23 protein-coding genes are annotated in these 25359 nt (G+C 62.6%); 10 read left to right on the top strand and 13 right to left on the bottom strand.

The annotated features are described in order from the left end of the window. Positions 1–102 precede the first annotated feature (102 nt). From HMPREF3092_RS03500 to HMPREF3092_RS03490, 3 genes are read left to right on the top strand one after another with little or no spacing between them, the layout of a single operon-like run. Positions 103–1197 carry an S-(hydroxymethyl)mycothiol dehydrogenase gene (locus tag HMPREF3092_RS03500; RefSeq protein WP_070423850.1) on the top strand — a complete coding sequence of 365 codons (1095 nt, stop codon included), beginning with the start codon at positions 103–105 and terminating at the stop codon, positions 1195–1197. Then, complete coding sequence (locus tag HMPREF3092_RS03495; RefSeq protein WP_061942104.1) at positions 1194–1895, top strand: MBL fold metallo-hydrolase; 702 nt, start codon at positions 1194–1196, stop codon at positions 1893–1895. The genes HMPREF3092_RS03500 and HMPREF3092_RS03495 overlap by 4 nt, the downstream gene beginning before the upstream one ends. A gap of 52 nt (positions 1896–1947) precedes the next feature. Next, positions 1948–3345 carry an amino acid permease gene (locus tag HMPREF3092_RS03490; RefSeq protein WP_070423849.1) on the top strand — a complete coding sequence of 466 codons (1398 nt, stop codon included), beginning with the start codon at positions 1948–1950 and terminating at the stop codon, positions 3343–3345. Here HMPREF3092_RS03490 and ispF read toward each other — a convergent pair. From ispF to HMPREF3092_RS03475, 3 genes are all read right to left on the bottom strand, one after another. Then, entirely contained in the window at positions 3333–3812 is a 480-nt protein-coding gene (gene ispF / locus HMPREF3092_RS03485; RefSeq protein WP_070423848.1) for a 2-C-methyl-D-erythritol 2,4-cyclodiphosphate synthase, read from the bottom strand. The genes HMPREF3092_RS03490 and ispF overlap by 13 nt on opposite strands. After that, positions 3809–4522 carry a 2-C-methyl-D-erythritol 4-phosphate cytidylyltransferase gene (gene ispD / locus HMPREF3092_RS03480; RefSeq protein ID WP_256174371.1) on the bottom strand — a complete coding sequence of 238 codons (714 nt, stop codon included), beginning with the start codon at positions 4520–4522 and terminating at the stop codon, positions 3809–3811. Before ispD ends, ispF begins: the two co-directional genes overlap by 4 nt. Before the next feature lie 131 nt (positions 4523–4653). Further along, complete coding sequence (locus tag HMPREF3092_RS03475; protein WP_019175786.1) at positions 4654–5136, bottom strand: CarD family transcriptional regulator; 483 nt, start codon at positions 5134–5136, stop codon at positions 4654–4656. Between the two features lie 214 nt (positions 5137–5350). Here HMPREF3092_RS03475 and HMPREF3092_RS03470 point away from each other — a divergent pair, with 214 nt between their 5' ends. Beyond that, positions 5351–5884, top strand: a complete 534-nt coding sequence (locus HMPREF3092_RS03470; protein ID WP_070423846.1) for a hypothetical protein — start codon at positions 5351–5353, stop codon at positions 5882–5884. 631 nt (positions 5885–6515) lie between these two features. On the opposite strand, the gene HMPREF3092_RS03465 is transcribed toward HMPREF3092_RS03470, so the two are convergent. Together HMPREF3092_RS03465 and HMPREF3092_RS03460 are read right to left on the bottom strand one after the other, a co-directional pair. Beyond that, entirely contained in the window at positions 6516–7199 is a 684-nt protein-coding gene (locus HMPREF3092_RS03465) for a response regulator transcription factor (protein ID WP_019175788.1), read from the bottom strand. 1 nt (position 7200) lies between these two features. Next, on the bottom strand, positions 7201–8403 hold the full coding sequence (locus HMPREF3092_RS03460; RefSeq protein WP_070423845.1) for a sensor histidine kinase: 1203 nt from the start codon (positions 8401–8403) through the stop codon (positions 7201–7203). Positions 8404–8577: 174 nt separating this feature from the next. Between HMPREF3092_RS03460 and phoU the strand changes: the two genes are divergently transcribed. Next, complete coding sequence (gene phoU, locus HMPREF3092_RS03455) at positions 8578–9306, top strand: phosphate signaling complex protein PhoU (protein ID WP_019175790.1); 729 nt, start codon at positions 8578–8580, stop codon at positions 9304–9306. Between the two features lie 117 nt (positions 9307–9423). Here phoU and HMPREF3092_RS03450 read toward each other — a convergent pair whose 3' ends face one another. The 4 genes from HMPREF3092_RS03450 to HMPREF3092_RS03435 all read right to left on the bottom strand — a co-directional run bounded on the left by HMPREF3092_RS03450 (position 9424) and on the right by HMPREF3092_RS03435 (position 13130). Then, positions 9424–10170 (bottom strand): phosphoglyceromutase, encoded by a 747-nt coding sequence (locus tag HMPREF3092_RS03450; protein WP_070423844.1) that lies wholly within the window; start codon positions 10168–10170, stop codon positions 9424–9426. 65 nt (positions 10171–10235) lie between these two features. Next, a complete protein-coding gene (locus HMPREF3092_RS10945) occupies positions 10236–12011 on the bottom strand; it encodes a glycosyltransferase (RefSeq protein WP_176745683.1) in 1776 nt (591 codons plus the stop codon). A gap of 7 nt (positions 12012–12018) precedes the next feature. Continuing rightward, on the bottom strand, positions 12019–12816 hold the full coding sequence (locus HMPREF3092_RS03440; protein ID WP_070423843.1) for an alpha/beta fold hydrolase: 798 nt from the start codon (positions 12814–12816) through the stop codon (positions 12019–12021). Next, positions 12813–13130: a DUF2516 family protein gene (locus HMPREF3092_RS03435; RefSeq protein WP_062020059.1), complete on the bottom strand. Its 318-nt coding sequence runs from the start codon at positions 13128–13130 to the stop codon at positions 12813–12815. Before HMPREF3092_RS03435 ends, HMPREF3092_RS03440 begins: the two co-directional genes overlap by 4 nt. A gap of 247 nt (positions 13131–13377) precedes the next feature. Between HMPREF3092_RS03435 and HMPREF3092_RS03430 the strand changes: the two genes are divergently transcribed. The 3 genes from HMPREF3092_RS03430 to HMPREF3092_RS03415 all read left to right on the top strand — a co-directional run bounded on the left by HMPREF3092_RS03430 (position 13378) and on the right by HMPREF3092_RS03415 (position 16398). Beyond that, complete coding sequence (locus HMPREF3092_RS03430) at positions 13378–14226, top strand: hypothetical protein (RefSeq protein ID WP_070423842.1); 849 nt, start codon at positions 13378–13380, stop codon at positions 14224–14226. 875 nt (positions 14227–15101) lie between these two features. Beyond that, positions 15102–15713, top strand: coding sequence for a hypothetical protein (locus HMPREF3092_RS03420; RefSeq protein WP_141737946.1), 612 nt, complete (start codon positions 15102–15104; stop codon positions 15711–15713). Positions 15714–15753: 40 nt separating this feature from the next. Further along, a complete protein-coding gene (locus HMPREF3092_RS03415) occupies positions 15754–16398 on the top strand; it encodes an ABC transporter ATP-binding protein (protein WP_062020052.1) in 645 nt (214 codons plus the stop codon). A 104-nt stretch (positions 16399–16502) separates the two neighbouring features. Here HMPREF3092_RS03415 and HMPREF3092_RS03410 read toward each other — a convergent pair whose 3' ends face one another. Continuing rightward, positions 16503–17630, bottom strand: a complete 1128-nt coding sequence (locus HMPREF3092_RS03410; protein WP_256174370.1) for an FUSC family protein — start codon at positions 17628–17630, stop codon at positions 16503–16505. A gap of 71 nt (positions 17631–17701) precedes the next feature. Here HMPREF3092_RS03410 and pepN point away from each other — a divergent pair, with 71 nt between their 5' ends. Next, positions 17702–20362: an aminopeptidase N gene (pepN, locus tag HMPREF3092_RS03405; protein ID WP_070423840.1), complete on the top strand. Its 2661-nt coding sequence runs from the start codon at positions 17702–17704 to the stop codon at positions 20360–20362. A gap of 21 nt (positions 20363–20383) precedes the next feature. Here pepN and HMPREF3092_RS03400 read toward each other — a convergent pair whose 3' ends face one another. Further along, on the bottom strand, positions 20384–21472 hold the full coding sequence (locus tag HMPREF3092_RS03400; RefSeq protein WP_218079001.1) for an LLM class flavin-dependent oxidoreductase: 1089 nt from the start codon (positions 21470–21472) through the stop codon (positions 20384–20386). A gap of 200 nt (positions 21473–21672) precedes the next feature. Between HMPREF3092_RS03400 and HMPREF3092_RS03395 the strand changes: the two genes are divergently transcribed. Next, positions 21673–22689, top strand: coding sequence for a bile acid:sodium symporter family protein (locus tag HMPREF3092_RS03395; protein ID WP_070423838.1), 1017 nt, complete (start codon positions 21673–21675; stop codon positions 22687–22689). Between the two features lie 100 nt (positions 22690–22789). Here the strand turns inward: HMPREF3092_RS03395 and gabT are convergent, their stop codons facing one another. Then, positions 22790–24157: a 4-aminobutyrate--2-oxoglutarate transaminase gene (gene gabT, locus HMPREF3092_RS03390; RefSeq protein WP_070423837.1), complete on the bottom strand. Its 1368-nt coding sequence runs from the start codon at positions 24155–24157 to the stop codon at positions 22790–22792. 42 nt (positions 24158–24199) lie between these two features. Further along, a complete protein-coding gene (locus tag HMPREF3092_RS03385) occupies positions 24200–25318 on the bottom strand; it encodes a CAF17-like 4Fe-4S cluster assembly/insertion protein YgfZ (RefSeq protein WP_070423836.1) in 1119 nt (372 codons plus the stop codon). Between the last annotated feature and the right edge of the window lie 41 nt (positions 25319–25359).

The raw sequence follows: 25359 nt of genomic DNA, 5'->3' as shown, positions 1-25359 counted from the left end.
ACAGAGGCCGGGCTTCGCACACCGCGAAGCCCGGCCTTTATTCGTGCCGAGTTTTCGGTAGCGTGGGACATGACACATCAACGACTGCTTATAGGAGTCAGCATGTCCCAGACCGTGAAGGGCATTGTCGCCTTCGCAAAGGAAGAACCCGTACAGCTAGTCGACATCGTCATCCCCGACCCCGGTCCGGGCGAAGTCGTCGTCGACGTCAAGTCCTGCGGTGTCTGCCACACCGATTACCACTACCGTCAGGGCGGAGTCAGCGACGACTTCCCGTTCCTGCTGGGACACGAATCCGCCGGTGTTGTCAGCGCGGTCGGCGAGGGCGTCGTCCACGTTGAGGTCGGCGATTTCGTCATCCTCAACTGGCGCGCCACCTGTGGTGAGTGCCGCGCCTGCAAGCGCAACGAACAGCAATACTGCTTTGCCACCCACAACGCCAAGCAGAAGATGACGCTCACCGATGGCACGGAGCTCGAAGCAGCACTCGGCATCGGATCCTTTGCTGAAAAGACCCTCGTTGCCGAACGCCAGTGCACCAAGGTCGACGAAGGCGACCCGGCCGTACTGGGGCTTCTGGGCTGCGGTGTCATGGCGGGCATCGGCGCAGCAATGAACACCGGTGAGGTCAAGCACGGCGATTCCGTGGCCGTTATCGGCTGCGGCGGAGTGGGCTGTGCCGCGATTGCCGGTGCGAAGCTGGCGGGCGCATCGACCATCATCGCGATCGACTTCGACCACAAGAAGCTCGCCGCGGCAGAAGACCTCGGCGCAACCCACAGTTTTTCGTCAAAGGGCATGAGCGAAGACGAGGTCGTCGAGAAGGTCCAGAGCCTCACCGGCGGCTTCGGTGCTGATGTCGTCATCGACGCCGTGGGCCGCCCCGAAACCTGGCGCCAAGCGTTCTACGCCCGCGATCTCGCCGGCACGGTCGTCCTGGTGGGTGTTCCCACACCAGACATGGAGCTGACAGTCCCCTTCATCGACATGTTCGCCCGAGGCGGCAAGCTCAAGTCCTCGTGGTACGGCGACTGCCTGCCCGAACGCGACTTCCCGATGCTCACCGAACTGTACAAGCAGGGCCGCCTGCCGCTGGAGAAGTTCGTCACCGAGCGGATCAGCATCGAGCAGGTTGAAGATGCCTTTGACAAGATGGCGCGAGGAGAAGTCCTTCGATCGGTAGTGGAGTTCACATGACAGACAGCACCGTCCGCATTGAGCGGCTCATCACCTCGGGAACCTTTTCACTCGACGGCGAAACCTTCGACGTCGACAACAACGTGTGGATCGTCGGCGACGATTCCACCGTCGTCGTCATCGACCCGGCACACAACCCTGATGCGATTGCCGAAGCCGTCGGCGAACGCGAAGTCAGCGCCATCCTGCTGACGCACGGCCACGACGACCACATTCGGTACGTCTTCGATGCCCAGGCCAAGCTCGGCGACCCGCCGATTCTGCTCAACCCCGCCGATTCGGTTCTGTGGGACCAGGTCTTCGAGGACCGTCAGCCCACCGCGCGGATCGACGACGGCGACAGCTTCACGGTGGCCGGTCTGCGTCTGAGCGCGCTTCACACGCCGGGCCACTCCCCCGGTTCCACGTGCTTCTACATTGCCGAGGGCCTTACGGGGGCCGTGCTGCCCGAAGACGTTCGGGGAACCACCGCCCCGGATGCCGAGGTGCCGGTCCTGTTGTCCGGCGACACTCTGTTCAACGGGGGTCCAGGGGCGACAGGGCGGTCGTACTCGAGCTTCGACACGATCATCGAATCGATTCGCGAACGCCTGTTCGCCCTGCCTGAGGACACGATCGTGCTGACCGGACACGGCGATTCCACCAGCATCGGCGCGGAAAAACCGCACCTGCAGGAATGGATTGACCGCGGACACTGAGCGGCATAGTGTCACCCGCGACCACCATCTGTTTTGTTCATAAAGGATTTTCATGGCCACCACCCAACTGCAGAAGCGCCTGAAGACCCGGCACCTTGTCATGATGAGCCTCGGGTCGGCAATCGGCGCGGGCCTCTTCCTCGGCGTCGGCGAGGGCATCGCCGTTGCCGGCCCGGCAATTCTTCTGGCCTATGTGGCTGCCGGACTCATCATCATCTCGGTTATGCGGATGCTCGGCGAAATGGTTGCCGCCGACCCCAACCCGGGAGCGTTCTCCTACTACGCCGGCAAGGCGCTGGGCCCCGCGGCCGCTTTTGCCGTCGGATGGCTGTGGTGGGTGCAGCTGTGCCTGGTCGTCGCGGTTGAGGCGACAGCCGCCGCGCAGATCATGCGCTCGGCGTTCTTCCCGGATGTTCCCCAGTGGATCTGGGTGCTGGCCTTCATGCTCATCTTCACCGTCATCAACCTCATGGGCGTCGGCTCGTTCGGCGAATTCGAATACTGGTTCAGCTTCATCAAGGTCGCCTTCGTCATCCTGTTCCTCATCGTGGTCGCAGCCTTCCTGTTCGGCCTGACCCCCGGTGAATCCCCCGGTCTGAGCAATGTGCAGGGCATCGACCTGGCGCCCTCGGGCATCGGCGGCATCGGCACCGGCCTGCTCATCGTGATCTTCGCGTTCGGGGGCATTGAGATCCTCGCGGTCGCAGCAGCTGAAACAGCAGATCCGGAAACCTCTATCCGCAAGGCGATCGCGGGCATCGTGCTGCGTATCCTCGTGTTCTACATGGGTTCGGTGACGCTCATGATCCTCGCTGTCCGCTGGGACAACCCGGACCTTGCTGAAAACCCGTTCGTCACGACCCTGACGACCACCGGACTGCCGGCAGTGGGCGCCATCATGGCCATCATCATCGTGGTGGCTCTGCTGAGCTCGCTCAACGCGAACGTGTACGGAGCCTCCCGCATGGTGTTCTCGCTGGCCCACCGCGGCATGGCGCCGGCGGCCACGGGACGCGCAAACAACAGGGGCGTGCCGATTCCAGCGATCATGGTGTCGGTCCTCATCGGCTTCGCATCCGTGCTCGTCAACGCCTTCAACCAGGACAATGTGCTGTTCATCGGCCTCAACGTGGTCGGCTCAACACTGCTCGTGACCTGGATCGCGACCGTGGCCAGCCACATCATCCTGCGCCACCGCGCCGAACGCGACGGCACCCCGCTGCCCATGAAGATGTGGGGCTACCCGGTCCTGTCGTGGCTGACCGCGGCCGCTCTGCTGGCCGTCATCGTGCTGGGCATGTTCGCTCCGGACACCCGCACGCAGATGCTGTGGACGTTCGGCATCTTCGCCATCGTGTGGCTGATCGGCGTCATCGTGACGCGCGGTAAGTCAGTTGAGGAAGTCACCGGCGGCGATGAACTCGCACCGGACGAACCTCACGCCTGGTAAACCAGGGCGGTCGCCACAGCGGCGACCCCTTCACCTCGACCGGTGAAGCCCAAACCGTCAGACGTCGTGCCGGACACCGCGACCGGCGCTCCGGCGGCAACACTCAGCACCCGCTGGGCTTCGGCCCGGCGGGTGCCTATTTTGGGGCGAGTGCACACGGCCTGCACCGCGATGTTGCCAATGGAAAAACCGGCTTCGCGCACCAGGCGGGCGGCTTCTTTCAGCAGTTCAGCACCGGACGCTCCGGCAAGTTCCGGGCGGTCAACACCGAAGTGCGCGCCCAGGTCGCCGATGCCGGCGGCAGAGAACAGCGCGTCACAGCATGCGTGCGCCACCGCATCGGAATCCGAGTGCCCCTCCAGGCCCGGCCCGGCGTCTTCCCACAGCAAGCCCGCCAACCACAGGGGCCGCTGTGGGTCGTCCGAAAAAGCGTGGGTGTCAAAGCCGATTCCCACCCGCATTGTCATTCTCCTTGCAGTCGAGCGCGCGCTGTGCGCAGATCTTCGGGGTACGTGATTTTGTGTGCCGCTTCTGCCCCCGGCACTCCCCTGGCGGGAATGCCGATGGCTTCCAGGAGCCCCGCATCGTCAGTTGCCGAAAGACCGGTCTGGCGAGCGTGCCGGTGGGCCGCCCGCAGGTCCTCCTTGCGGAAGCCCTGCGGAGTCTGGACTCGTCTGAGCTGGGAGCGGTCGACCGGTGTCGCGAGGTCTTCCACTGACGAGGTGCCGCCCGCCACTGTCCTGATGGTGTCGGCTACCGGGAGGGTCGGCACCACATTGCGTTCACCGGCGCGCAGAGCATCGATCACGCGGGCAAAGACCTCGTCTGGGGTGAGCGCTCGAGCTGCATCGTGCACAAGGACGAAGGCAGGGCTGGCGGTTTCGAGCAGTTCCAGTGCGGCAGCGACGGAATCTGTGCGCTCAGCACCGCCTTCAACGACCGCAACCAGACTGCGTGAGACATTGAGCGAGTCACATTCGGCGTCTGCGATGGCGCGCGCTTCTTCCAGCAAGTCGGCGGGTGCGGCAATGACGGTGAGCCCGCAGCCGGCACGCAGACCAGAGCACAGGGACCACGCCAAGAGTGTGCGGCCTGCCAGTTCAACGAAGGCCTTCGGACGGTCAGCGCCCAAGCGCGTACCGGACCCGGCGGCGGGAATGATGAGAGCTGTCTCCACGACAGCAATGGTAGCCGGCGGCAGCGACATGGCGGCTGATGGCGGTGGCGGCGTCAACGCGGGGAAGCAGCCGACACAGAAGCACAAAGCCCGCGCTCAGAACAGTCTGAGCGCGGGCCGTGTAACAGAAATCAGGAAGCGAGAACCTCGTCAAGCATTGCTTCGGCTTCGTCCTCTTCCTTTTCCTTGGCCAGAGCCAGTTCAGAAACCAGAACCTGACGTGCTTTGGCAAGCATGCGCTTTTCACCAGTGGAAAGTCCGCGGTCCTGTTCGCGGCGCCACAGGTCGCGAACAACTTCGGCAACCTTGATGACATCGCCGGACTGGAACTTTTCGAGATTGGCCTTGTAGCGGCGCGACCAGTTAGTGGGCTCTTCGGCCACTTCAGCGCGCAGAACTTCGAAGACCTTTTCCAGACCCTCTGCGTTGACGACGTCGCGAACACCGACGAGGTCGCAGTTCTCAGCAGGGACTTCGATTGTCAGATCGCCGTGCGAAACCTCAAGCTTGAGGAAGACGGTCTCTTCACCCTTGATCTTGCGGGTGTTCACTTCTTGAACAGTGGCTGCACCGTGGTGCGGGTAGACGACGGTGTCTCCAACCTGAAAACTCATACTCTTTAGTCCCCTTTCGGTGACCCATCTTACCACGACACTTTCCGCAAATTGGGCGACAGCGGTCCACAGTGTGATATAGCGCTCTACTGGCACTTTCAGAGGACCATGGGAGATTCCATACTGAATCCTGTGACCCGAGTTTCGGACCGTTGACAAAAACAGGTACGATGCGGTCAGAGGCTTAGCATTTCTTCTTCTAGGAGCTTTAATCGTGAAAAGGCTGACCCGCTTCGGCGCCGTCGCGCTCGCAGCAGCCCTGGTTGCACCCCTCACCGGCTGTGCCGCACTGATCTCTTCTCAGCAGACCGCCAAGTACCACTACAACGGTGGCGACGGCGCGGCCACCTCGATTGACGGTGTGGACGTTCGCGGCATCCTGCTCATCTCAGACGAAGACCAGGAAAAAGCCCAGCTGTTCTACACGCTGGTCAACAACAGCGAAGAAACCGCCGAAGTCTCGATTGAGGCCGGCGACAAGACCGTCAAGCAGACCGTCAAAGCTGGGGACACTTTCTCGCAGGACCCGCAGAACCCCAACGCTGAAGGCGACAAGGAAGTCATCGTCACCGGCCTGAACCAGAAAACCGGCACCCTCGTCGACGTCACGGTCACCGTCAACGGCAACTCCGAAGACGTGCAGACGCAGATCCTCGACGGCAGCCACTGGTACTACAAGACCCTGGAGCCCAGCAGCGAACCGTCCGCCGGCGCTGACACCACAACGGACAGCACCACCGGACAGTGAAGCCGGTGAGTCTGCTCCCACAGCGGGAAGGTTCTTAACCACAGGCTTACAGCAGAGGTCCCCGAGCGATTGTCGCTCGGGGACCTCTTGCATGTGGCGCCGCCTCGGCAACCAGAGCAAACCAGACCGGCACAAGCCCCACCTCCGCCTCGGCAAAAACACCCCTAAGCAACAAAAACACCCGTTAGCCGCACACAAACACCCGATAGCCGGAATCTGCGCAAAAACAGCCACTGCTAAAGCGTGGATCCGTTGCTAAAGCGTAGGCGACCGCCCACAAGAGGCAGCACAAGGGAATGCCTAAGTGGAATTCGGGTCCCAGCACAAGCCCCACCTCGGCGGCGCGGGCGCGCCCTCCCCACCTCCGCCTCGACAAAAACACCCCTAAGCAAGAAAAACACCCGTTAGCCGCACGCAAACACCCGATAGCCGGAATCTGCGCGAAAACAGCCACTGCTAAAGCGTGGATCCGTCGCTAAAGCGTAGGCGACCGCCTAAAGCAGAGGCCCCCGAGTGGAGTTCCACCCGAGGGCCTCACCTTTGGCTTTGTCTCAGCCCGTTGGCACTTTGTTCAACCAGCCAACTGTCTTAGTTCAGTCCTAATGGGCGCAGCCGCTCAGACTGCAGCGCCTCAGTCTTCGAACTTGTAGCCCAGTCCGCGCAGTGTTGTCAGCAGCTTGGGTTCGGAGGGGTTGACCTCGATCTTGGCGCGCAGACGCTTGATGTGGACGTCGAGGGTCTTGGTGTCTCCCACGTAGTCGGAGCCCCAGACCCGGTCGATCAGCTGACCGCGCGTCATAACGCGACCGGCGTTGCGAACCAGCATTTCCAGAAGCTCGAATTCCTTCAGCGGCAGCTGCATTTCCTCACCGCGCACCGTGACCACGTGACGGTCAACATCCACGCGCACACCGCCGGCTTCGAGAACGTCGTCGAATTCATCGTCAACAGACGCTGAACCACGGCGCAGAACAGCGCGAATGCGCGCCAGAAGTTCGCGCGAAGAATACGGCTTCGTCACATAGTCATCCGCGCCGAGCTCCAGACCCACAACCTTGTCGATTTCGGCGTCCTTTGCAGTGAGCATGATGATCGGCACGTTCGATTTGCTGCGAATAGTGCGGCAGACTTCAGTACCCGGCAGACCGGGCAGCATGAGGTCCAAAAGCACCAGGTCTGCCCCGCCGGTCTCGAATTCCTCGACCGCCTTCTTGCCGTCAGCAGCCACAACAACGTCGTAGCCTTCGCGACCCAGCAGGTAGGACAGCGGGTCCGACAGCGACTCTTCGTCTTCGACGAGCAGAATCTTGGTCAACTCATGCCTTTCTCTCGTGACCTTCGACAGACATTCCGTCCGAGGTCTTGTTTTCCGGCGGCTTCAGAAGCCGAACATTATCAGCCGGCGTGGCCGGCAGAATGATGGTGAAGGTAGACCCCTCACCGGGACGACTCCACACGTCGATGCGGCCGCCATGGGTGGCCACGATGTGCTTGACGATCGACAGACCCAGTCCGGTGCCGCCCGTATTGCGCGAACGCGCCGGATCAACCCGATAGAAGCGCTCAAAGATGCGCTCGGATTCTTCTGGGGAAATGCCGATCCCGTGGTCGGTGACGGTGATCGAAGCATCGCCGTCCGCAAACTCCACGCTGATGCCCACAGAAGTGCCGGAGTTCGAATAGTTGACCGCATTGTCAATCAGATTGCGCACCGCATTGACCAGAAGGTCAAACGAACCCTGCACAGCGGTGCCAGGGCTGCCGGAGACTGACAGATCGATGCCTTTTGCTTCGGCATTCGTCCGCGCCCGATCGACAGCCTCCTGCACGACGTCGTCGAGCTCGACCCGGGCAGTTGATTCCAGCTGTTCGTTGTCCTGTACGCGGGAAAGGTTGATGATCTCCTGGACAAGCTGCGCCAGGCGAGCAGATTCCTTCTGAAGTTTGCCGCCGAAGCGCTGCACGGCTTCGGGGTCGTCCGAAAAGTCGGTAACGGCTTCTGCCATGAGGGAGATCGCGCCGATGGGTGTTTTGAGTTCGTGTGAAACATTCGCCACGAAGTCGCGTCGGACAGCGTTGATGCGGTGGGACTCAGTCTGGTCGTCACACAGCACAAGAACATAGGCCTCTGCCAGCGGAGCAACGCGAGCGTGCAGATAGCGGCGGCTCTTTTCATCCGACCCGCGCTGAGTTTCAAAGTCGATCTCTTCGATCAGACCACGCACACGCACTCGCGCAACGGCTTCGCGCAGCTGCGGCGCGGCCAGCACGTGACCGCGCACAAGACCAAACGTGTAGGCGGCAGGCGATGCCTTCGTGACATCGTCACCGGCGTCAATGACAATTGCCGCGCTGGGCAGAACAGCAAGGACTTCGGCAATGCCGTCAGGAAGTTCATCGTCCGAGTGCAGGGATGCGGACGACCACGAGCTTTCGGACATGCGGAACGCAAGAATCCCGGCGATGCCCAAAATGAGGCCAACTCCGCCGGTGATGAGCGAAATGATCAACACGTCCACACTGACAGCCTAAACGGATGGTGACGCGGGTTCTATCTGAAAGCGACGGAGTTGACGATATTTCCCGTGGTATTCATATTGGAGACAGGCTCGTTTAACTCCCGCTTGAAAACGTTAACTTGATTCGTGTGGGTGTACAGTGCCTCACGTAGAACTTCAAGGAAAGGACCTCGAGTGCGCGAAGCCTTCCGCAATGAACTCGAATCCATCGCCGACGGACTCGTCGAAATGGCCGAAAAGGCCACCGTGGCTATGGAGGGCTCAGTTCAGGCTCTCTTGGAAAACAACCTCGAACTCGCTCAGCAGGTGATCGCCGCAGACGATTCGATCGACGGCATGCAGGCGTCCCTGGACCGCCGTTCAGCAGAAGTGCTGGCCCTCCAGGCCCCCGTTGCCGCTGATCTGCGCGCTGTCATCGCGGCGCTGAAGATGTCGGTTGCCATCGAGCGCATGGGCGACCTCGCCCGCCACATCGGCTCGCTCGTTCGCATCCGCCACCCCGAACCGGCTCTGCCGGAGCAGTTCCGCGACGTCTTCACCCACATGGGCACGACCGCGGTCCGCATCGGCAACGCTCTGGTTCAGCTGCTGAGCGAACCCGGCACTGCAGCCGTGCCGATGATCGCCGCCATCGACGAAGAGCTTGACACTCTTCACCTGCGAGTGTTCACCATCATCGGCGAACTGTCCCAAGGCGAAATCTCGCCCAGCCAGATTGCCGATGTCACGCTGATCTCCCGCTACTTCGAGCGCTTCGGCGACCAGGCCGTCAACGTGGCACACCGCGTTGAATACCTGCTGACCGGTTCGTTCGAACCGACGCTGTCAACCCTTCACGACTCCGAACCGGCCCGCCGTGAAGCTGAACTCGCCGACATCCGCGCTCAGCAGGACGAAGCCTGAGCATCATAGGATCAACAGCAGACTACTGAACGCATAAGGCCCGGTGTCCTGACGGACACCGGGCCTTTGCGTTGATGCTGAACTTCAGCGCACTGAACTTCAGCGCCGAAGCTCAGCTCACTTCTTGCCCTGGGCTGCGACCGCGGCAGCGGCTTCTGCTGCGGCTTCCGGGTCGAGGTAGCGACCACCGGGGGTCACCGGCTTGAAGTCTTCGTCGAGTTCGTAGTGCAGCGGAATGCCGGTGGGGATGTTGAGTCCCACGATCTCTTCGTCGCTGATACCGTCGAGGTGCTTGACGAGTGCCCGCAGCGAATTGCCGTGTGCGGTGACCAGAACCGTGCGGCCCAGCTGGAGGTCCGGAACGATCTCGTCGTACCAGTACGGCAGCAGTCGCTTGATGACATCCCCCAGGCATTCGGTGCGCGGAATGGCCGAACCCAGGTTTGCGTAGCGGGCTTCCCCTGCCTGCGACCATTCCGAGGCATCGTCGAGTTCCGGCGGCGGGGTGTCGAACGAACGACGCCACGTCATGAACTGCTCTTCGCCGAATTCGTCGCGCACTTCGGCCTTGTTCTTGCCCTGCAGGGCACCGTAGTGGCGTTCGTTCAGGCGCCAGGAGCGCTTGACATCGATCCAGGACCGGTCAGCGGTTTCCAGCGTGAGGTTCGATGTGATGATGGCGCGCTTCAGGCGCGAGGTGTGCAGGACATCGGGAGCGAGTCCCGCTTCTGTCAGCAGCTCACCGGCCCGGGCGGCTTCAGTGCGGCCCTTGTCGGTCAGGGGTACGTCAACCCAGCCGGTGAAGAGGTTCTTCTTGTTCCATTCGCTTTCGCCGTGGCGCAGCAGCACGAGGTTGTAAGTCATGTCTCTATTCTTCCATGCGCAGGTCTAGCTCGGCAGGGTTATCCGCCAAGCCGTCGGGGCTTGTCTCAGTCGTCGTCGGTTTCACTGAACGTGCCGATGAATTCGTTGTCGTCTGTATCCAGCAGGTGTTTGAATGCTTCGAGGTTGCGGGTGGATTCGCCGCGGGCGATCCGCCACGCCCATTCGCGCTTCATCGAGGTGAGGAAGCCGTGGACCAGAAGGTCGTTGAAGCTGCCGTCGGAGACCGTGAGGATTTCACCCATCACCTGGTCGATGATTTCAGGCGTCCACGCGGATGCTGGAATCGATGCCCGCAGGTAGACGTCTCCGTGCGGGTCGAGGAAAAACGACACGAGGTGGAGGATCTGGTTGCGTCGCAGCATCCACCTGTAGAACGCGGCATGGTTTTCGTCAGGCCTGCGCATGAGGAACGCCTGCAGGTCGACTCGGCTGGGCGTGAAGCGAACCGACACGGTGGTTTTGAGCTTCTTTTCGCCCGGCAGCGTGACGACCAAGTGGCCGACGTCGACCACATCGAATTCGACCTCCGCGTCTTTGGCCCAAGTGACCAGGGCAGATGCTGTTTCTTCGATCGACGTCATTCGTTCCTCCCCGGCAGGCTTTCCACCCGCTCTGGCAACAGTGAGTGCTTCCATTACCTTCTCAGCACAGGCCTGCCACGTAAACCTCTGTGCACGCTTGTGCGCCGCCCGCCCCAGGCGATCACGCAGCCCAGCATCGTCGAGCAGCCGTGCGAGCTCCTCGGCCCACAGCCGGTGGTCCCGCTTAGCCAGCAGTACGCCTGTTGTTCCGCTGTCGACGATGACCTCCAGCCCGCCCACGCGCGAGGCGAGAACCGCACGGCCGGCGGCTGACGCCTCGGCGGCGACAAAGCCGAAGGACTCCGAGCGCGACGGCACGATCACCACGTCAGCCGCCCTGTACCAGTCGGCTAGCTCTTCGGCCGGCACGGGTTCGCGGATCTCAAGAACCTCAGCAACCCCGAGCCTCTCGGCCAGTTCGGTGTACACGCTGTCGTGTGCGTCCCCGGATGCCGCGCCCAGCTGGACCATGCGCGTGCGGCTCGCCAGGTCCGGCCGCAGAGCACGCAGCGATGCGAGGGTTTCGATCGCCAAATCGGTTCCCTTGACGCGCTGCATGCGGCCGACACCCAGAACCAGCAGGTCGGCGTCCACGCCCACCCGGCTGCGCGCTTCGGCCTGGTCGCCGGGGGTGAAAATGTCTGCGCGCACACCCGGCGGCGCCGTGAGCACTCTGTCAGCCTTCGCGCCCAGGAGTTCCTGCGCGTCTTCGGCTTCTGCCGGGGTGTTGGCCACGATGGTGTCGGCCGTCTGCGCGATCCGCCGTTCGGCTTCCAGCCTCTGGGCCGGTTCGCTGTGCCCCGGGAAGTCGCGCTCCTTAACCGCTGCCATCGTGTGGAACGACACTGCGGTCGGTTTGTGCGGCTTCGCGCGCAGGGCTGCGTCGGCTGAAATCCAGTAGTGCGCCCACACGCACTCGGCGGCACGGTAGTCGGGGTGTTCGCTCAGCTGCCGGGCCAGGATGTCGATGTCGGCTGCGAGTTCCTCTTTTGTCTGGGCTCTCGTCTCCAACAGGTGGGCACGGATTCCGGGACTCAGTTCACGAGGTGCCTGCTGGCTGCCGCTCTGCAGCTGCGGGTCCGCTGTGAAGATGTCGACGGTGTGCCCGGCGGCCGCGATTTCCCGGGCCACGTTGAGGGCGTACACGTTCAGTCCCCCGGCATCACCGGCACCGGGTTGGGCAGCTGGGGACGTGTGCAGGGATATGAGTGCCAAACGGCGAGCGGATGAGTTCGGCATCGGCGGCTCAGCTGCCAAAGAACTCACCCAGTATGCGGCGCACGTCCTGGCGGCCGCGCCACAGGATGGAGCCGCGCGGCAGAACTTCGAGGTGCGCGCTGGGGAACGCCGCCGCATATTTCTGTGCGACTTCAACAGGGTGGCTGTTGTCGTCTTCGTGGGTCAGCACAAGAACTTCGCCTGCGAAGTCTGCTGCGCCGGCCGGGTTGTCGACAGCCGTCTGGCGTGCCAGGCCGATGCCGTCTTTGAGGTCGGTGGTCATGATGGCCCGGGCTCGCCCGCGAGTGAACTGCTGGGCTTCCGGCATCTGCCGCACTTCGGGCGCTTCGCGTTCCACAAGAGCCCGAACGAGGCCGTCTTCATCACCGGATTCGACATAGCCGCGCAGCATCGTCGTGTACGCCTCAAAGTTCTCCATGAGGTGTTCGGGCGGCGGGGTCCACGAGGCCGGGAGGACAAAAGCGACCTTTTTCAGACTGCGTGCAGCCGGATGCCCGTCAGTGATGAGCCGGGCGAGCGCGCCCGCGCTCATGGAAACCCCGAGTGCGTGATCAGCGTCAGTGCGCTCAAGAACACCTGCAAGCGCACGAGCGAGCATTGGATAGTCCCAGCCGGGTCCCGGCGATGGGTTGCCTCCGTGGCCGGGCATGTGGGGAAAGACTTTTGAGCCGCGAATACCGGTTCCGAAGGGCCTGGTGTCGCGAATGCTGCCGCCGAAGCCGTGCGCGAAGACGGTCGTGGGCTCACCCGAGCCGATGATGGCCGTGTAGTGCTCTTCCGCGCCGGGCAGAATCGCGCGCGTCATCGCCGGTCACGTCGGGGCTGAACGGCGCGCAGCTTCTTGGCCATGTCGCCCAGATAGATGCCGGCGGCCACGATGCTGGCAATGCCCAGCAGGCCAAGACCACCCGTGCCGCCGGTGATCGGCAGGTTGACGAACGCCAAGGCCGCGGCCACACCCAGGATGATGCACCACAGCGCCTTAGAGTGGCGGTCAATGGCTTTGTAGGCCTCGTCAGAGAATCGCAGCGAGTCGATGAACGCGATCGTCGTCAAAGCGAAGACGCCCACCTGGATGAGCATCATGATTCCCATTTGGATATTCCCGAGCACCTGCATGCCGCCATTCTAGCCGGGCGCAAGACCATGGACCGCAGCATCCAAATAAAACGCTAAACGAAGCATTGACGTGACTCAAGCCATACATTTACTATTCTGGTTTAAGGAACTTCAAAGGAGAAGGCATGAACAAAAACTTTCTGAACAGATCCAGAGATCTGCCCAACGGAGTCGGAGCTGAAAAGAAGACTCGTGTGCAGTTCAGCACCAACCTCACAACCCGAGTGAATGTCCAAGTCTCAGGAAAGTGGAAGAGCAACTGAAACATGCAATAGTCAGCGCTTTTCCCCAGCGAGTATTTCCAGCGCTCGCTGGGGAAAAGCCTCTCTCAGCAGCCAATGTCAAGCGATTTGCGCCGACCGCTGCGGTCGGCATTCTCATCGCCTTCACTCCTGTGCTCTATGGTTCACTAGCGGCACCGTCGAACGTCATCGCCGATCCGGCTGATCTTTTCATTTTTTCGATCGGCAACGTTCTGCCGCTGCTGTTCGTCTTCTACGCAGCGCTTCTCTATGTGCCCGTCGTGCTCCAGGAGACTCAAGCCGCTGGATGGATGCCGATCATCGCTCGCCGGGGACGGAGTTCCTATGTTGGAACCCACGTTGTTCGCTCAGCTGCGATAGGAGCACTTGCGTTTGGCTCAGCTATCGGGTTGGCCGCAATGTGGGCCTTTGCCATTGCACCCGCATTCGACCAGGTCGCCTTCATGCCAGAACAACGGGTTCTTCCAGTGGCAGAAGACATGACATTCAGCCAATTTGCGCACACAGGAACCTGGAAATTCGTCGTTTTCATGATCTTCTGGACAGCTTTCCACGGCCTTCTCTACACAGCTCTTTTCGCCGCTTTGGCGATGCATCTGCGCAATCCGTTCCTGGCGCTGCTCCTCGGCCCCGCAGTTGTTTTTCTTGTCGGCACCGCTCTGGCAATCGCACAGCTGGAGATGTTCATGCCTGACAACGCAGTGTTGCCGACCGGACTGGAACAGGGGCCACTCCACGAGCCGGTCATAACGACCTGCGTCGTACTGCTCACGGTCCTCGGCACGGTGGGCTTTACGCTGTGGTCTCCTCGCTTACCCCGGGCGCTTCGATGAATTCGGCACCCCCTAGGCATGGTCAGAACACAATCTCTTCGACCCGCGTTTCACAAGCATTGCCAAGCCCAGAGGCCCTGCGAAAAGCCAGTCTCATCTTTTTAGCGAGCGCTGGGGTCTATTTTGTCTTCGGTCTTGTTTTTCCTCCTATCCCAACAGATGCGCGGGTTTCTTTTTGGGAGTCGGTTGTTGCAGGCTCACATGACCCTTACCCCCTGATGTATTCAGTGTGGCCAGTTTTGATCATCGCCAGCGCGACTGGCCAGCAGAGCTCCATGTCTCCCTTGCGAATTCTCCGGCGGGGCACAGTGAGGGCAGCCGTTGCCTCGGAGGCGATCACCGGTGCATTCGCAGGACTCGCTGCAGGTGTGGGAGCTGCGGTCGGCTCTGCAATCACTGCGACAGGAAACGGCCTAAGCCTGTCATGGAGCAGCTTCGCCACAATGCCCGGTGACGCCGCTGGGTCACAGGTGCTCAGCGCATTCGCACTCGCAGAAACTCCAGTCCTCAGCGCACTCCTCGTTCCGCTATTCGCATGGGCTGGAACCTTGGCGGCTGCTGCCGCAGGGCTCGCGGTGGCGTGCCGTGTCTCACTCTTTGCACACAGGATTTCAGCCGCCTGCTTGATTCTTCTGCCACCCGTCCTATTCCGGGCAGAGTTCCTTCCGCCAACGGTGAATCCGATCTCTTTTCTTTTGCCGATACATCCGGCCGTAAACGGCCTGAGCGTTTGGATATACCCCTGCATCGCCTTCAGCATCGCGACATTAACTGTCATACAGGCCGGAGCTGGAATCCACACCGCCCTTCGAGTCCTTCGAACACCTCGAAGCGTGTGGTTTCTTACAGCACTCGCTCTAGCCTGGATGCTGTTGTTGCTCGCATCCCCAGAAGACACAGCGGCGGATGCGCTGTTCTACGGAACGTCGCCTGCCGGACTGTCCTTCGTCCACTGGGCTTATGGCGTCATCGTCTGGCTGGGACTGGCGATGGTCTCGCTCGTCCGCTGGTCCGGGTGGGTCCTTCCCCGATTCTCTCTTGTAGCCCTTCGGCACGGAACAGCGTCACGCGTACTGATCCGCGAACTGGTGACCGACACGGCGCGCACACTCGTTTCAGCTTCGGCCTTTGTGCTTCTCTGCGCAGCCAGCGGCATGATCTACGGCCTCACCCCGGCTGTCTGGACCGACTGGCTCGCAGTCGTACTCGGCGGGACTGCCAGCTCCATGGCAACGATCATGTTGGCCCTGGCCGCAGTATGGGCGACTTCGCGAATCGGTTCTGCCGCGCTCGTCCTAGTTGCGGCAGGAGCATCCACTTTGCCCGCGGCGAACCCGCTATGGCCTGCACCTTCCGCAACCGGTTTTCTAGGTGCTTGGGAATCCTCCTGGACCGCGGGCGCCTCAGCAATCAGCTTCTGCAGCAGTGCTGCCCTGCTGATTCTGATCTCCAAATTCAGACCTCTGCCAGAAGCAGACAGACACTGACCTGCTCTCCCTCACCCGACTACATCGAACGGTGGAAACCATGAATCAGCCGCTTGTGCATATCGACAACGTATCCAAGTCCTTCAAAGGCACAGAAATCTTTCGATCAGCGTCAATGGAGATCGAGGAAAACCGAATCCACGGTCTTCAAGGCCCTAACGGCTCAGGGAAATCAGTCCTATTCAAAATGATCGTCGGACTGCAGCGGCCCGATTCCGGAAGCATCCGATTGGACCAAAGCCTCAGAAGTCCCCGCGCTGATTTCCCGACCGAAGTCGGGGTCGTGATCGACCGTCCGGCCTATCTTGGCCACCTCACAGGCTTAGAGAATCTACTCGACCTCGCCCGAATTCGTCGGGTCATCGGCCCAGATGAGGCAGCCGCGGCAATGGAAAGAGTCGGCCTCGACCCAAGCCTCAAACAAAAAGCACGCAACTACTCTCTCGGCATGAAGCAAAAACTGTCTATTGCCCAAGCCTTTATGGAAGGTCAGAAGATGATCATCCTCGACGAAGCATTCAACGGGCTCGATGACAGCAGCGTTGAGCGGATCCGCACGCTCCTGCACGAACTTCGGGAAGAAGGTCGCACTGTGCTTCTGACCAGCCACAATCAAGCAGACATCGACGCTGTGTGCCAAAACGTGTGGAAAATTGATCAGCTGCAGATTTGCCGCACCAGGTGACCGGCACCTCGTCAGCCTTGTGGTTCCACGAGGTGCCGGAAGCTCCCCGGGCCACTCCCCCCGGGGCACCTGGCTCACCAGGAGCCCCGGCACTCACGTGCCGGTCAGTTCTCTCCAAGTTCCGGCAGGCCCGGCAGGATGTCATCAGCTGCGGCTTCGGTCAGACCGGCAGCGCACATGAGGTCGTGCGCCAGCGGGCGCAGCATGAGAATGATCGTTTCGTCCAGACGGTCTTCAACAAAAGGCGCCTTGACGTCCAGGCGAGCCGCCACCGATGACAGGTACTCTTCGGCCGGCACACGAGACGTACCGCGGCGCAGCGCAATGCCGAGCATCGAGCTGCCCTCGGCGAGCGCATCGATGAGACCCGAGATCTCCGGCCTGGCCTCGCCCGTCTGGGTCAGCGTGACCGACCGGCGCGCCACAATCCGCACCATGCGCATGGAGCGGTCCGCGTATTCGGCGGCGCGGGCAAGTCGGTTGACCTCGGCTGCGTAGCGGCGCGACCGCGCGTTGATGCGAGTCGCTTCCTTCGACACGTTGACCGAACTGCGCCACTGGTCGACAAAGCTCTGGGTATCACGTGCCCGTTCCAGCGCACGCTGCGCAGCCCCAGTATCGGCCGTTCGGATGCTGCGCGAAATGGCCTGCAGAATCTCAGAGATCTCATCGAGCAGAGACGCCGCTCGGTCCCGCGGGGCCTTGCGCGCATCGTGCGGCACGATGAGGCTCATGAGGATTGCGACAGACGCGCCGACAGCAGCGTCGACGGTTCGATCAAAGGGATATGCATTCAGCGCAGGTGGAACCGTGACCACGTAGATGGACTGCACGCCGATCTGCGTGATGAACAGCGGGCCGGAATTGATGAGCGCGCCCACAAGAATGCCGCAGAACATGACCAGAGCCATCTGCCAGATGCCCGTGCCGAACAGCGACAGCACCACCTCGCCGGCCAGCACGCCGAAAATCGCGCCGATGCCGAACTCTGTGGCCCGCCGCAGACGACGGTCTGTGACAACACCCGTTCCCACGGTTGCGGCGACGGCCGCCAAGAACGGGTACTGGTGGCCAAGCACCAGCAAACAGAACGAATACGCCACAACAGCGCCGATGACCACCTGCAGATACTGGCTGAAGTTCGCCTTGATGCGGCGCAGACCCAGCCGAGCGCGCAGCCCCACGTACGAACCCAGGCGTCTGGCCCTAGACGGCTGCTTGACTGTACTCACTGACGCACCTCCTCCTGAAGTCTATATATCCACCCTCAGCGAAATATGAAAAGCTGTTCGGCGGAGGACCAATGACATCAAATCTCACTCGCAAAGAAGCACAAGAACGAGCACGTCTGCTCACCCTCGACACCTACCGCGTCAGCCTCGACGTGTCCGGTGCACCCAACCGTGATATCCCCACCTACGACTCCGTGACCACCGTGACGTTCACCGCGGCGGAAGACGCCACGACGTTCATCGACATCATCGCCGATTCGGTGTACGCCGTCAGCATCAACGGGCAGGACCTCGATCCGGCCTCGGCCTTCGACGGCTTCCGCGTAACCTTCCCCGTCACCGCCGGACACAACGAACTGACCATCGGAGCGAAAGCGCTGTACTCGCGCTCCGGTGAGGGCATGCACCGATTCTTCGACCCGGCAGACGACAAGGTCTACCTGTACACGCAGTACGAACCGACCGACGCCCGCCGAGTGTTCGCCAACTTCGACCAGCCGGACCTCAAAGCCGTATTCGAATTCGACGTGACCGCCCCGTCCGATTTCACGGTGCTGTCCGGCGGAGCAGCTCAGGACTCCGAAGAGGTCGCCAAGGACATCACGCGGCACAGCTTCGCGCCCACCCTGCGCCAGTCGAGCTACATCACATGCGTGTGCGCCGGCCACTACGTCGAACTCACCGACACCTACACCCGTGCCGGTGCCGGCGAAAACGGCACAGACCTCACCATCCCACTGGGCCTGTACGCCCGGGCCAGCCTCGCCGACCACATGGACCCCGAATCCATCTTCACGGTCACGAAGCAGGGCCTGGACTTCTTCATGGACTTCTTCGACTACCCCTACCCGTGGGGCAAGTACGACCAGATCTTCGTGCCCGAATACAACCTCGGCGCCATGGAGAACCCCGGCCTGGTGACCTTCACCGACGACTACCTGTTCCGGGACGCCGTCACTCGCCGCCAGCTGGAAGGCCGCGCCAACGTCATCCTGCACGAAATGGCGCACATGTGGTTCGGGGACCTGGCAACCATGACCTGGTGGGACGACCTGTGGCTCAAAGAGTCCTTCGCCGACTACATGGGCGGACTCGCCCTGGCCGAAGCCACCGAATTCGACGACGGCTGGGTGTCCTTCGCACTGTCGCGCAAAGACTGGGCGTACCGCCAAGACCAATACCCCACAACCCACCCGATCGTCGCAGACATTCCCGACGTCGAAGCCGCAAAGCTCAACTTCGACGGCATCACCTACGCCAAGGGCGCTTCCGTGCTCAAACAGCTGGTCGCGTACGTGGGCATTGACGCCTTCCGCGAAGGCTCCCGCCAGTACTTCCGCGACCACGCCTACGGCAGCACCACGCTGGAGGACTTCCTGTCCGCACTCGATGCGGCAGCTCCGGACCGGGACGTACGGGGCTGGGCTCAGGCTTGGCTGCAGACCACCGGCGTGAGCGAAATCGGGATCAACCTGGACGTCGACGCAGACGGCACCATCACCGGGGCCAAGGCCTACCAGCGCAACTGCGACGGGTCCGACGTGCTGCGCCCGCACACCATGCGGGTGGGCATATTCACCAAAAACGGTGCGGCCCTTGACCTCACGGACATGTTCACGCTGGACTTCGACACGGCAACGGCCGATGTCCCCCAGCTGATCGGCAAGCCCGCCCCCGACCTCCTGCTGGTCAATCACGGCGACGACGACTTCGTCAAAATCCGTCTGGACGAACGCTCGACCGCTACGGCGCTGCGCCACGTAAGCCGCCTGGCAGACCCCATGGACCGGGCGCTGGTCTGGTCGGCACTCACCAACGCCGCCCGCGACGGGCTGCTGCCCGTGACAGACCTCATTGAGGCCCACGCACGTTCCCTCGGCCGTGAAGACCACGCCGGCATCGCCGGCGGGATGCGCCAGACAGTGCTCGGCGCACTCGACCGATGGACGGCCGACGCCGAACACCCAGAGGCGCTGCGGTCACTGCTCGGCTCAGCACTCGACGCCCTGGCGACGGCCACATCTGGATCGGATGTCCAGCTCGACCTGGCCGAACTGACACTGCTGCTGGTACAGCGCTCGACGGTGCTCACCCAACCGCACCCCGTAGACGCCGCCGGACGGGAAATGGCATCGGCAGTGCTCGACGCAGAGCTCGGCAGCACCCTGACCGACGGGGCGGACAACCTGAAAATCGACCACTCACTGCGCTGGCTGGCACTGACCGCGCTCGTCACACAGGGCTGGGCCGACCACGAAGACATCGATGCGGAAGCAGCACTCGACAACACCGGTGCGGGAGCGCTGAGGGCGCGCACAGCACGGGCGGCCATGCCTCTGGCACTGGCCAAACAGCGTGCGTTCACCGCAGCCGTCGACGACCACACACTGTCCAACGACGCGCTGAGTGCCACCATCCAGGGCTTCACAGCACCGAGCGCCCTGCCGCTGTGCGAACCGTACGTGGAACAGTACTTTGAGCGACTCGAATCGTTCTGGGCTGACCACTCAATCGAAATCGCACGCCGTCTGGTGCTGGGCCTCTACCCCACGTGGGGCAAGGACCTGCAGCGCGTGCTCGACCTGACGAACACGTGGTTGGACGAACACCCGCAGGCACCCGCAGCACAGCGACGCCTGCTGGTGGAACTCGCCGACAACCAGGCCCGCGCCATCCGCCTACGGCAAGCAGGCGAAGGCGCAGACCAGGCCGGCGGCACCTCGGGAGCCTAAGAGCCCCGGGAAGCTAGAGGATCAGAAGAGCTCTTCGGCCAGAAGCTCGAGAGTCCGCTCTCGGGCGACCGAACTGCCCAGGTCCTCGTCCGGGTAACCGCCGGCTACCGCCTGCATCATGACTTCGTCGACGCCGCCCTCGGCTGCCAGTTCGCGCAGCTGACGGGCGGCGTCCTTCGGTGTGGCGATGATGTAGGTCTGCGCGAGCTTGTCCGCAACCGCGCGATGCCCGGCAGACATGACCTCGTCGGTTTCCCGCCCGACGGTCGGCATGGAACGCATGGGAGCACCCACCCGCAGGTTCGCCATCTGGTAGAGGAAAGGCTGTGCGAGGTTCCACGCCTCTTCCTCGGTTTCAGCAACAACGACGTTCGCCGTCATGAAGCTGCGCGGCTGGCTTCCGAACTGGCTTGCTTCGAACTGGTCACGGTACGTCTGCATGGCCTGCTGTGCGCCGCGGCCGGCAAAGTGATTGGCGAACACGTAGGGCAGCCCCAGTGCCGCGGCCAGCTGGCTTGAGTAATTGCTCGAACCCAGAAGCCACACCTGGGCTGCCGGATTGACCTCAAGCTTCGGGGTAGCGCGCAGAGTGTGCTTGCGATCGCCGAACAGCTCCACGTCCAGGCCCTCCGGGCTCAGCAGGCGCAGAATGTCCATGACGTGCTGCGGGAAGTACTCCACCGGGTCAACCGGCTGGCCTTCACGATTGACCACCTGGCCATCCCCCAGGTGACCCCACATGGCCATGCGCGTAAACGGGTCGGTGCCCGGTGCACGCCCAATGCCCAGATCAATCCGGTCACCGTAGACGGCAGCCAGCAGGGAGAACTGCTCGGCAACGGCATACGGGGCGTGGTTGGGCAGCATGACACCGCCGGAGCCCAAGCGGATCTGCTTGGTGTTCTGGCCCAAGTGCATAAGCTCGACAGCCGGGTGGCTCGATGCAATGGCCGGCATGTTGTGGTGCTCAGCCACCCAGTAGCGGGTGTAGCCCAGCGCATCGGCCTTTTCCACAAACGACTTCGAGGCCCGCAGGGCATCACTGGTGGTCTGCTCGCCGCGTACCGGCACAAGGTCAAGAATCGAAAGCTTCAACGGTGATTCAGTCATAATCCCGGAACACCCCTGAGCCGCGAGTAATTCCCTCAGGTCGCCGAGGCGGGGCTGGGGTGGACTGCCGAGGCGGGGCTGGGGTGGACTGCCGAGGTGGGGCTGGGGTGGACTGCCGAGGTGGGGCTCGGGACCCGCGGTTCTCTTGCCATGTGAGATTTCACTGGGCCGAACGCGCTCTGGCGCGTAGATTACCCGCTATGGCACCCGGGAACACGAACTCACCCAGCGAAGACAGCGGCCGCGGGAGCGGCACCTCGTCAGCAGTACACACAGGCAGAGCAGCCGGCGACCAGCAGACCCGCAGCGCACGACTGGCCGTGACGGCGTTCCCGGTCCTGGTGGTGCTCGGCGGGCTGCTGGGAGTCGCCGCATCCGACACGCTCGTGGCCATGAGCCCCGCGATCCCGTGGGCACTGGGCGTGGTCATGTTCCTCATGGGACTGACGCTCACGATGCCGGACTTCGCCCGCATCGCCAAGCGCCCCTGGGCAGTGCTGATCGGTGTTGCTCTGCAGTTCACCATCATGCCGCTGGCCGGACTGGCAATCGTCCGCCTGCTGGGCCTGGAGCCCATGCTGGCCGTCGGCGTCATCCTCGTAGGCTGTGCGCCCGGCGGCACAGCGTCGAACGTCGTCACCTACCTGTCGCGCGGCGATGTTGCGCTGTCGGTGACCGTGACGACGGTATCAACGCTGCTGGCTCCCCTGCTCACGCCGATCCTCACACTGTGGCTTGCCGGTTCCTACCTCGAGGTGTCGGCCGGGGCGATGATGCTCTCGATCGTCAAAACCGTGTTCGTGCCGGTCGTTTTGGGTGTCGTCGTGCGGCTGTTTGCGGCACGTGCCGTGGAGGTCGTCGCACCGGCCCTGCCGTGGCTCTCAACCATCACGATCACGCTGATCGTCGCGGTGGTCGTTGCCGGTTCCAAGAGCAGCCTGGCATCCGCCGGGCTCATTGTTCTGCTGGCCGTCATCCTGCACAACGCCGTCGGCCTGGCGCTGGGCTATGGAGCCGCAAGGCTCACGGGCCTGTCCCCCGCCCAGCGCCGCGCACTGTCCATTGAGGTGGGCATGCAGAACTCCGGGCTGGCAGCGTCCCTTGCCGCAGCCTATTTTTCGCCTCTCGCAGCACTGCCGGCCGCTGTTTTCAGCGTGTGGCACAACGTGTCCGGCGCGATCATCGCAGCGCTGTTTGCCAGGGCTAAAGCCGACTAGAACAGCAGAAACGCTTCCGGCCGCTGCGTGATTGCAACGGCCGGAAGCGCTTCTGCGGCTTAGCCGCGCGGTGAGGGCAAGCCCCACCGCGCGGTTCAGATCATTTGCCGAATGCCTTGGCGAAAGCCTCTTCCATGACGTCGAATGCGTCGTCGAGGAGTTCGTCCGAAATGGTCAGCGGCGGCAGGAAGCGCAGCACATTGCCGAACGTACCGGTGGACAGAACGAGAACGCCCTGTTCAGCGCAGTACTTGACGACATCACCGGCGAGCGTGGGGTGCGGTTCGGTGGTGCCTTCGACAACGAGTTCGACAGCCTGCATAGCACCGCGGCCGCGGATGTCGCCGACTTCGGCGAAGCGCGACTGCAGCTTGGTGCAGCGGTCAACCATTTTTTCGCCGATCTCGAGAGCACGCTGGGCGAGACCGTCCTGTTCGTAGGCTTCGATGGCGCCGAGGGCACCGGCAACGGCAACGGGGTTGCCGGAGTAGGTGCCGCCCAGGCCACCGCCGTGCACGGCGTCCATGATTTCGGCGCGTCCGGTGACTGCCGACAGCGGCAGACCGCCGGCAATGCCCTTAGCGGTGGTGACGAGGTCAGGGGTGATGCCCTCCCATTCGGAAGCGAACATCTTGCCGGTGCGGGCAAAGCCGGCCTGGACTTCGTCAACGACGAAGACGATGCCGTTCTTCTGCGCGTACTCCTGCAGAGCCGGCAGGAAGCCTTCGGCGGGGACGATGAATCCGCCCTCACCCTGGATGGGCTCGATGACGATCGCAGCGACTTCTTCAGCGCCGATCTGCTTGTCGATCATGGTGGTGACGCGCTTAGCGGCCTCTTCACCGGACAGCTTGGTGCCGTAAGCGGCGTTGTCGCGGAACGGGTAGGACATGGGTGCGCGGTAGACCTCGCCGGCGAACGGGCCGAAGCCCTTCTTGTACGGCATGGCCTTCGCGGTCATGGCCATCGTGAGGTTGGTGCGGCCGTGGTAGGCGTGGTCGAACACGACAACCGCGTTGCGCTTGGTGTAGCTGCGGGCGATCTTGACGGCGTTTTCGACCGCTTCGGCACCCGAGTTAAGAAGCAGGGTGCGCTTTTCGTGGTCGCCGGGGGTCAGGCGGTTGAGTGCCTCGGCAACTTCAACGTACGCCTCGTACGGGTTGACCATGAAGCACGTGTGGGTGAACGCTTCCAGTGCGTCCTTGGCACGGTTCACAACGCGCGGGTTCGAGTTGCCGACGTTTGTGACGGCAATGCCTGCACCCAGGTCGATGATCTGGTTCCCGTCGATGTCCTTGAGGATGCCCCCACCGCCGGCGACGATGTAGGCCGGCAGCGAACTGCCGACACCGGCACACACTGCAGCCTTGCGGCGCTGTTCGAGTTCACGGGACTTCGGTCCGGGAATTTCGGTTACAAGTTTGCGTTCCTGCGGCAGGCTCTGCCCGCCCTGCTCCAACGTAGTCATGAGGTCAGTGTAGAACTCTCTGACGCGTTCGTGCAGACCGGCTCACCTGCCAAACCGACGAAGATCAACTTCGCGATTGATCTGCGGCAGGCCGACGCGGTTTTCGCGTTTAAAGGCAACGATTTCTTCGACCGTGGTCGGCAGCTTTTCGTCTTCGTCTCCGGCAACCAGCAGCTGTGCGTCAGGACTGGTTCCGCGGCGGATCAGAGCAAGCGCCACGGGCCCGTACTCATAGTGGATCGCGGTCGAGGTCAGGTGCCCGATCACCCGTTCGGCACCTCGGACTTCGGCATAGACTTCCGCGCCCGGGCGCGGAATGGTGTGAGTCGAACCGTCGACGTGCAGGAACACCAGGCGGCGCGGCACCTGACCCAGGTTGTGTACGCGCGCCACGGCTTCCTGCCCGCGGTAGCAGCCCTTGGCCAGGTGCACGGCGGTGCGCAGCACGTCGAGTTCGCCCACGAGCGTTTTCGAATCAACGTCCTGCGGGGACGGCCGCCAGTTCTCGATCCTCAGGGCCTCCCACGCGTCGCGGCCGGCAACGCCGCCGGGCTGCCAGTCGCGCAGCTGCTCCCGCGGGCACAGCTGAATGCGCAGGTCGTTCGTGTGGCCCGGGTGTTTCGGTGAAGCCTGTTCCTGGCCCAAGTCAAGGGCAGCATACGAGGCGGAGCCGGCTCCGATTGCAGGCCACGGGTCGTTCCACTCGGCTTGGACGGGAAGCCCTTCCGGTGCGGGGCCGACCGTGCCAACGCACTGGAACTCAGGCGTGCGGTCGGTGATTTCTGCGCGCATCATGAAGCGCATCGAATTCAGCCATTCGACGGCTTCTTCACCGCCGGTTTCGAAGATCAGCCACAGGCTGTCCTCTTCCGCGATGATCCGCACCCAGTGTTCGATGTGCCCGGTGGCCGACAGGATCAGCGTTTCGGTGCTTGTGCCGGCCGGCAGGTTCTCCAGTGACTGCGTTGTCAGGGAGTGCAGCCAGCGCAGGCAGTCTTCGCCGGTGAGCGTGTACACGCGGAAGCTCGAAAGGTCAGCGACACCACGGCCGGCAGCGAGGTCACGCTGTTCTTTCAGCGGCATGCCGAAGTGCTGGACTTCGTCAGCGCGTTCGTCGATGCCGTAGACGGCTGCAGAGCGGGGGTAGCGAAGCGAATTCACGGGGTCTCCTGACTGTTCGACGGGGAATACTGCAGCGAGGA

It is taken from the genome of Brevibacterium sp. HMSC24B04 (assembly GCF_001806835.1).
GTDB classification, from domain to species: Bacteria; Actinomycetota; Actinomycetes; order Actinomycetales; family Brevibacteriaceae; genus Brevibacterium; species Brevibacterium ravenspurgense.
Note: the sequence above shows the minus strand (reverse complement) of the source record. Positions and strands in the feature narration are given on the sequence as shown.

Excerpts from the sequence above, each read along its gene's own strand:
- HMPREF3092_RS03395 (WP_070423838.1), top strand. The coding sequence starts at position 21,673 with ATGGCACCCGGGAACACGAACTCACCCAGCGAAGACAGCGGCCGCGGG.
- HMPREF3092_RS10945 (WP_176745683.1), bottom strand. The coding sequence starts at position 12,011 with ATGCCGAACTCATCCGCTCGCCGTTTGGCACTCATATCCCTGCACACG.
- ispF (WP_070423848.1), bottom strand. The coding sequence starts at position 3,812 with ATGACAATGCGGGTGGGAATCGGCTTTGACACCCACGCTTTTTCGGAC.
- HMPREF3092_RS03415 (WP_062020052.1), top strand. The coding sequence starts at position 15,754 with ATGAATCAGCCGCTTGTGCATATCGACAACGTATCCAAGTCCTTCAAA.
- HMPREF3092_RS03475 (WP_019175786.1), bottom strand. The coding sequence starts at position 5,136 with ATGAGTTTTCAGGTTGGAGACACCGTCGTCTACCCGCACCACGGTGCA.
- HMPREF3092_RS03440 (WP_070423843.1), bottom strand. The coding sequence starts at position 12,816 with ATGACGCGCGCGATTCTGCCCGGCGCGGAAGAGCACTACACGGCCATC.
- HMPREF3092_RS03400 (WP_218079001.1), bottom strand. The coding sequence starts at position 21,472 with ATGACTGAATCACCGTTGAAGCTTTCGATTCTTGACCTTGTGCCGGTA.
- gabT (WP_070423837.1), bottom strand. The coding sequence starts at position 24,157 with ATGACTACGTTGGAGCAGGGCGGGCAGAGCCTGCCGCAGGAACGCAAA.
- HMPREF3092_RS03450 (WP_070423844.1), bottom strand. The coding sequence starts at position 10,170 with ATGACTTACAACCTCGTGCTGCTGCGCCACGGCGAAAGCGAATGGAAC.
- HMPREF3092_RS03495 (WP_061942104.1), top strand. The coding sequence starts at position 1,194 with ATGACAGACAGCACCGTCCGCATTGAGCGGCTCATCACCTCGGGAACC.
- pepN (WP_070423840.1), top strand. The coding sequence starts at position 17,702 with ATGACATCAAATCTCACTCGCAAAGAAGCACAAGAACGAGCACGTCTG.
- HMPREF3092_RS03490 (WP_070423849.1), top strand. The coding sequence starts at position 1,948 with ATGGCCACCACCCAACTGCAGAAGCGCCTGAAGACCCGGCACCTTGTC.
- HMPREF3092_RS03500 (WP_070423850.1), top strand. The coding sequence starts at position 103 with ATGTCCCAGACCGTGAAGGGCATTGTCGCCTTCGCAAAGGAAGAACCC.
- HMPREF3092_RS03435 (WP_062020059.1), bottom strand. The coding sequence starts at position 13,130 with ATGCAGGTGCTCGGGAATATCCAAATGGGAATCATGATGCTCATCCAG.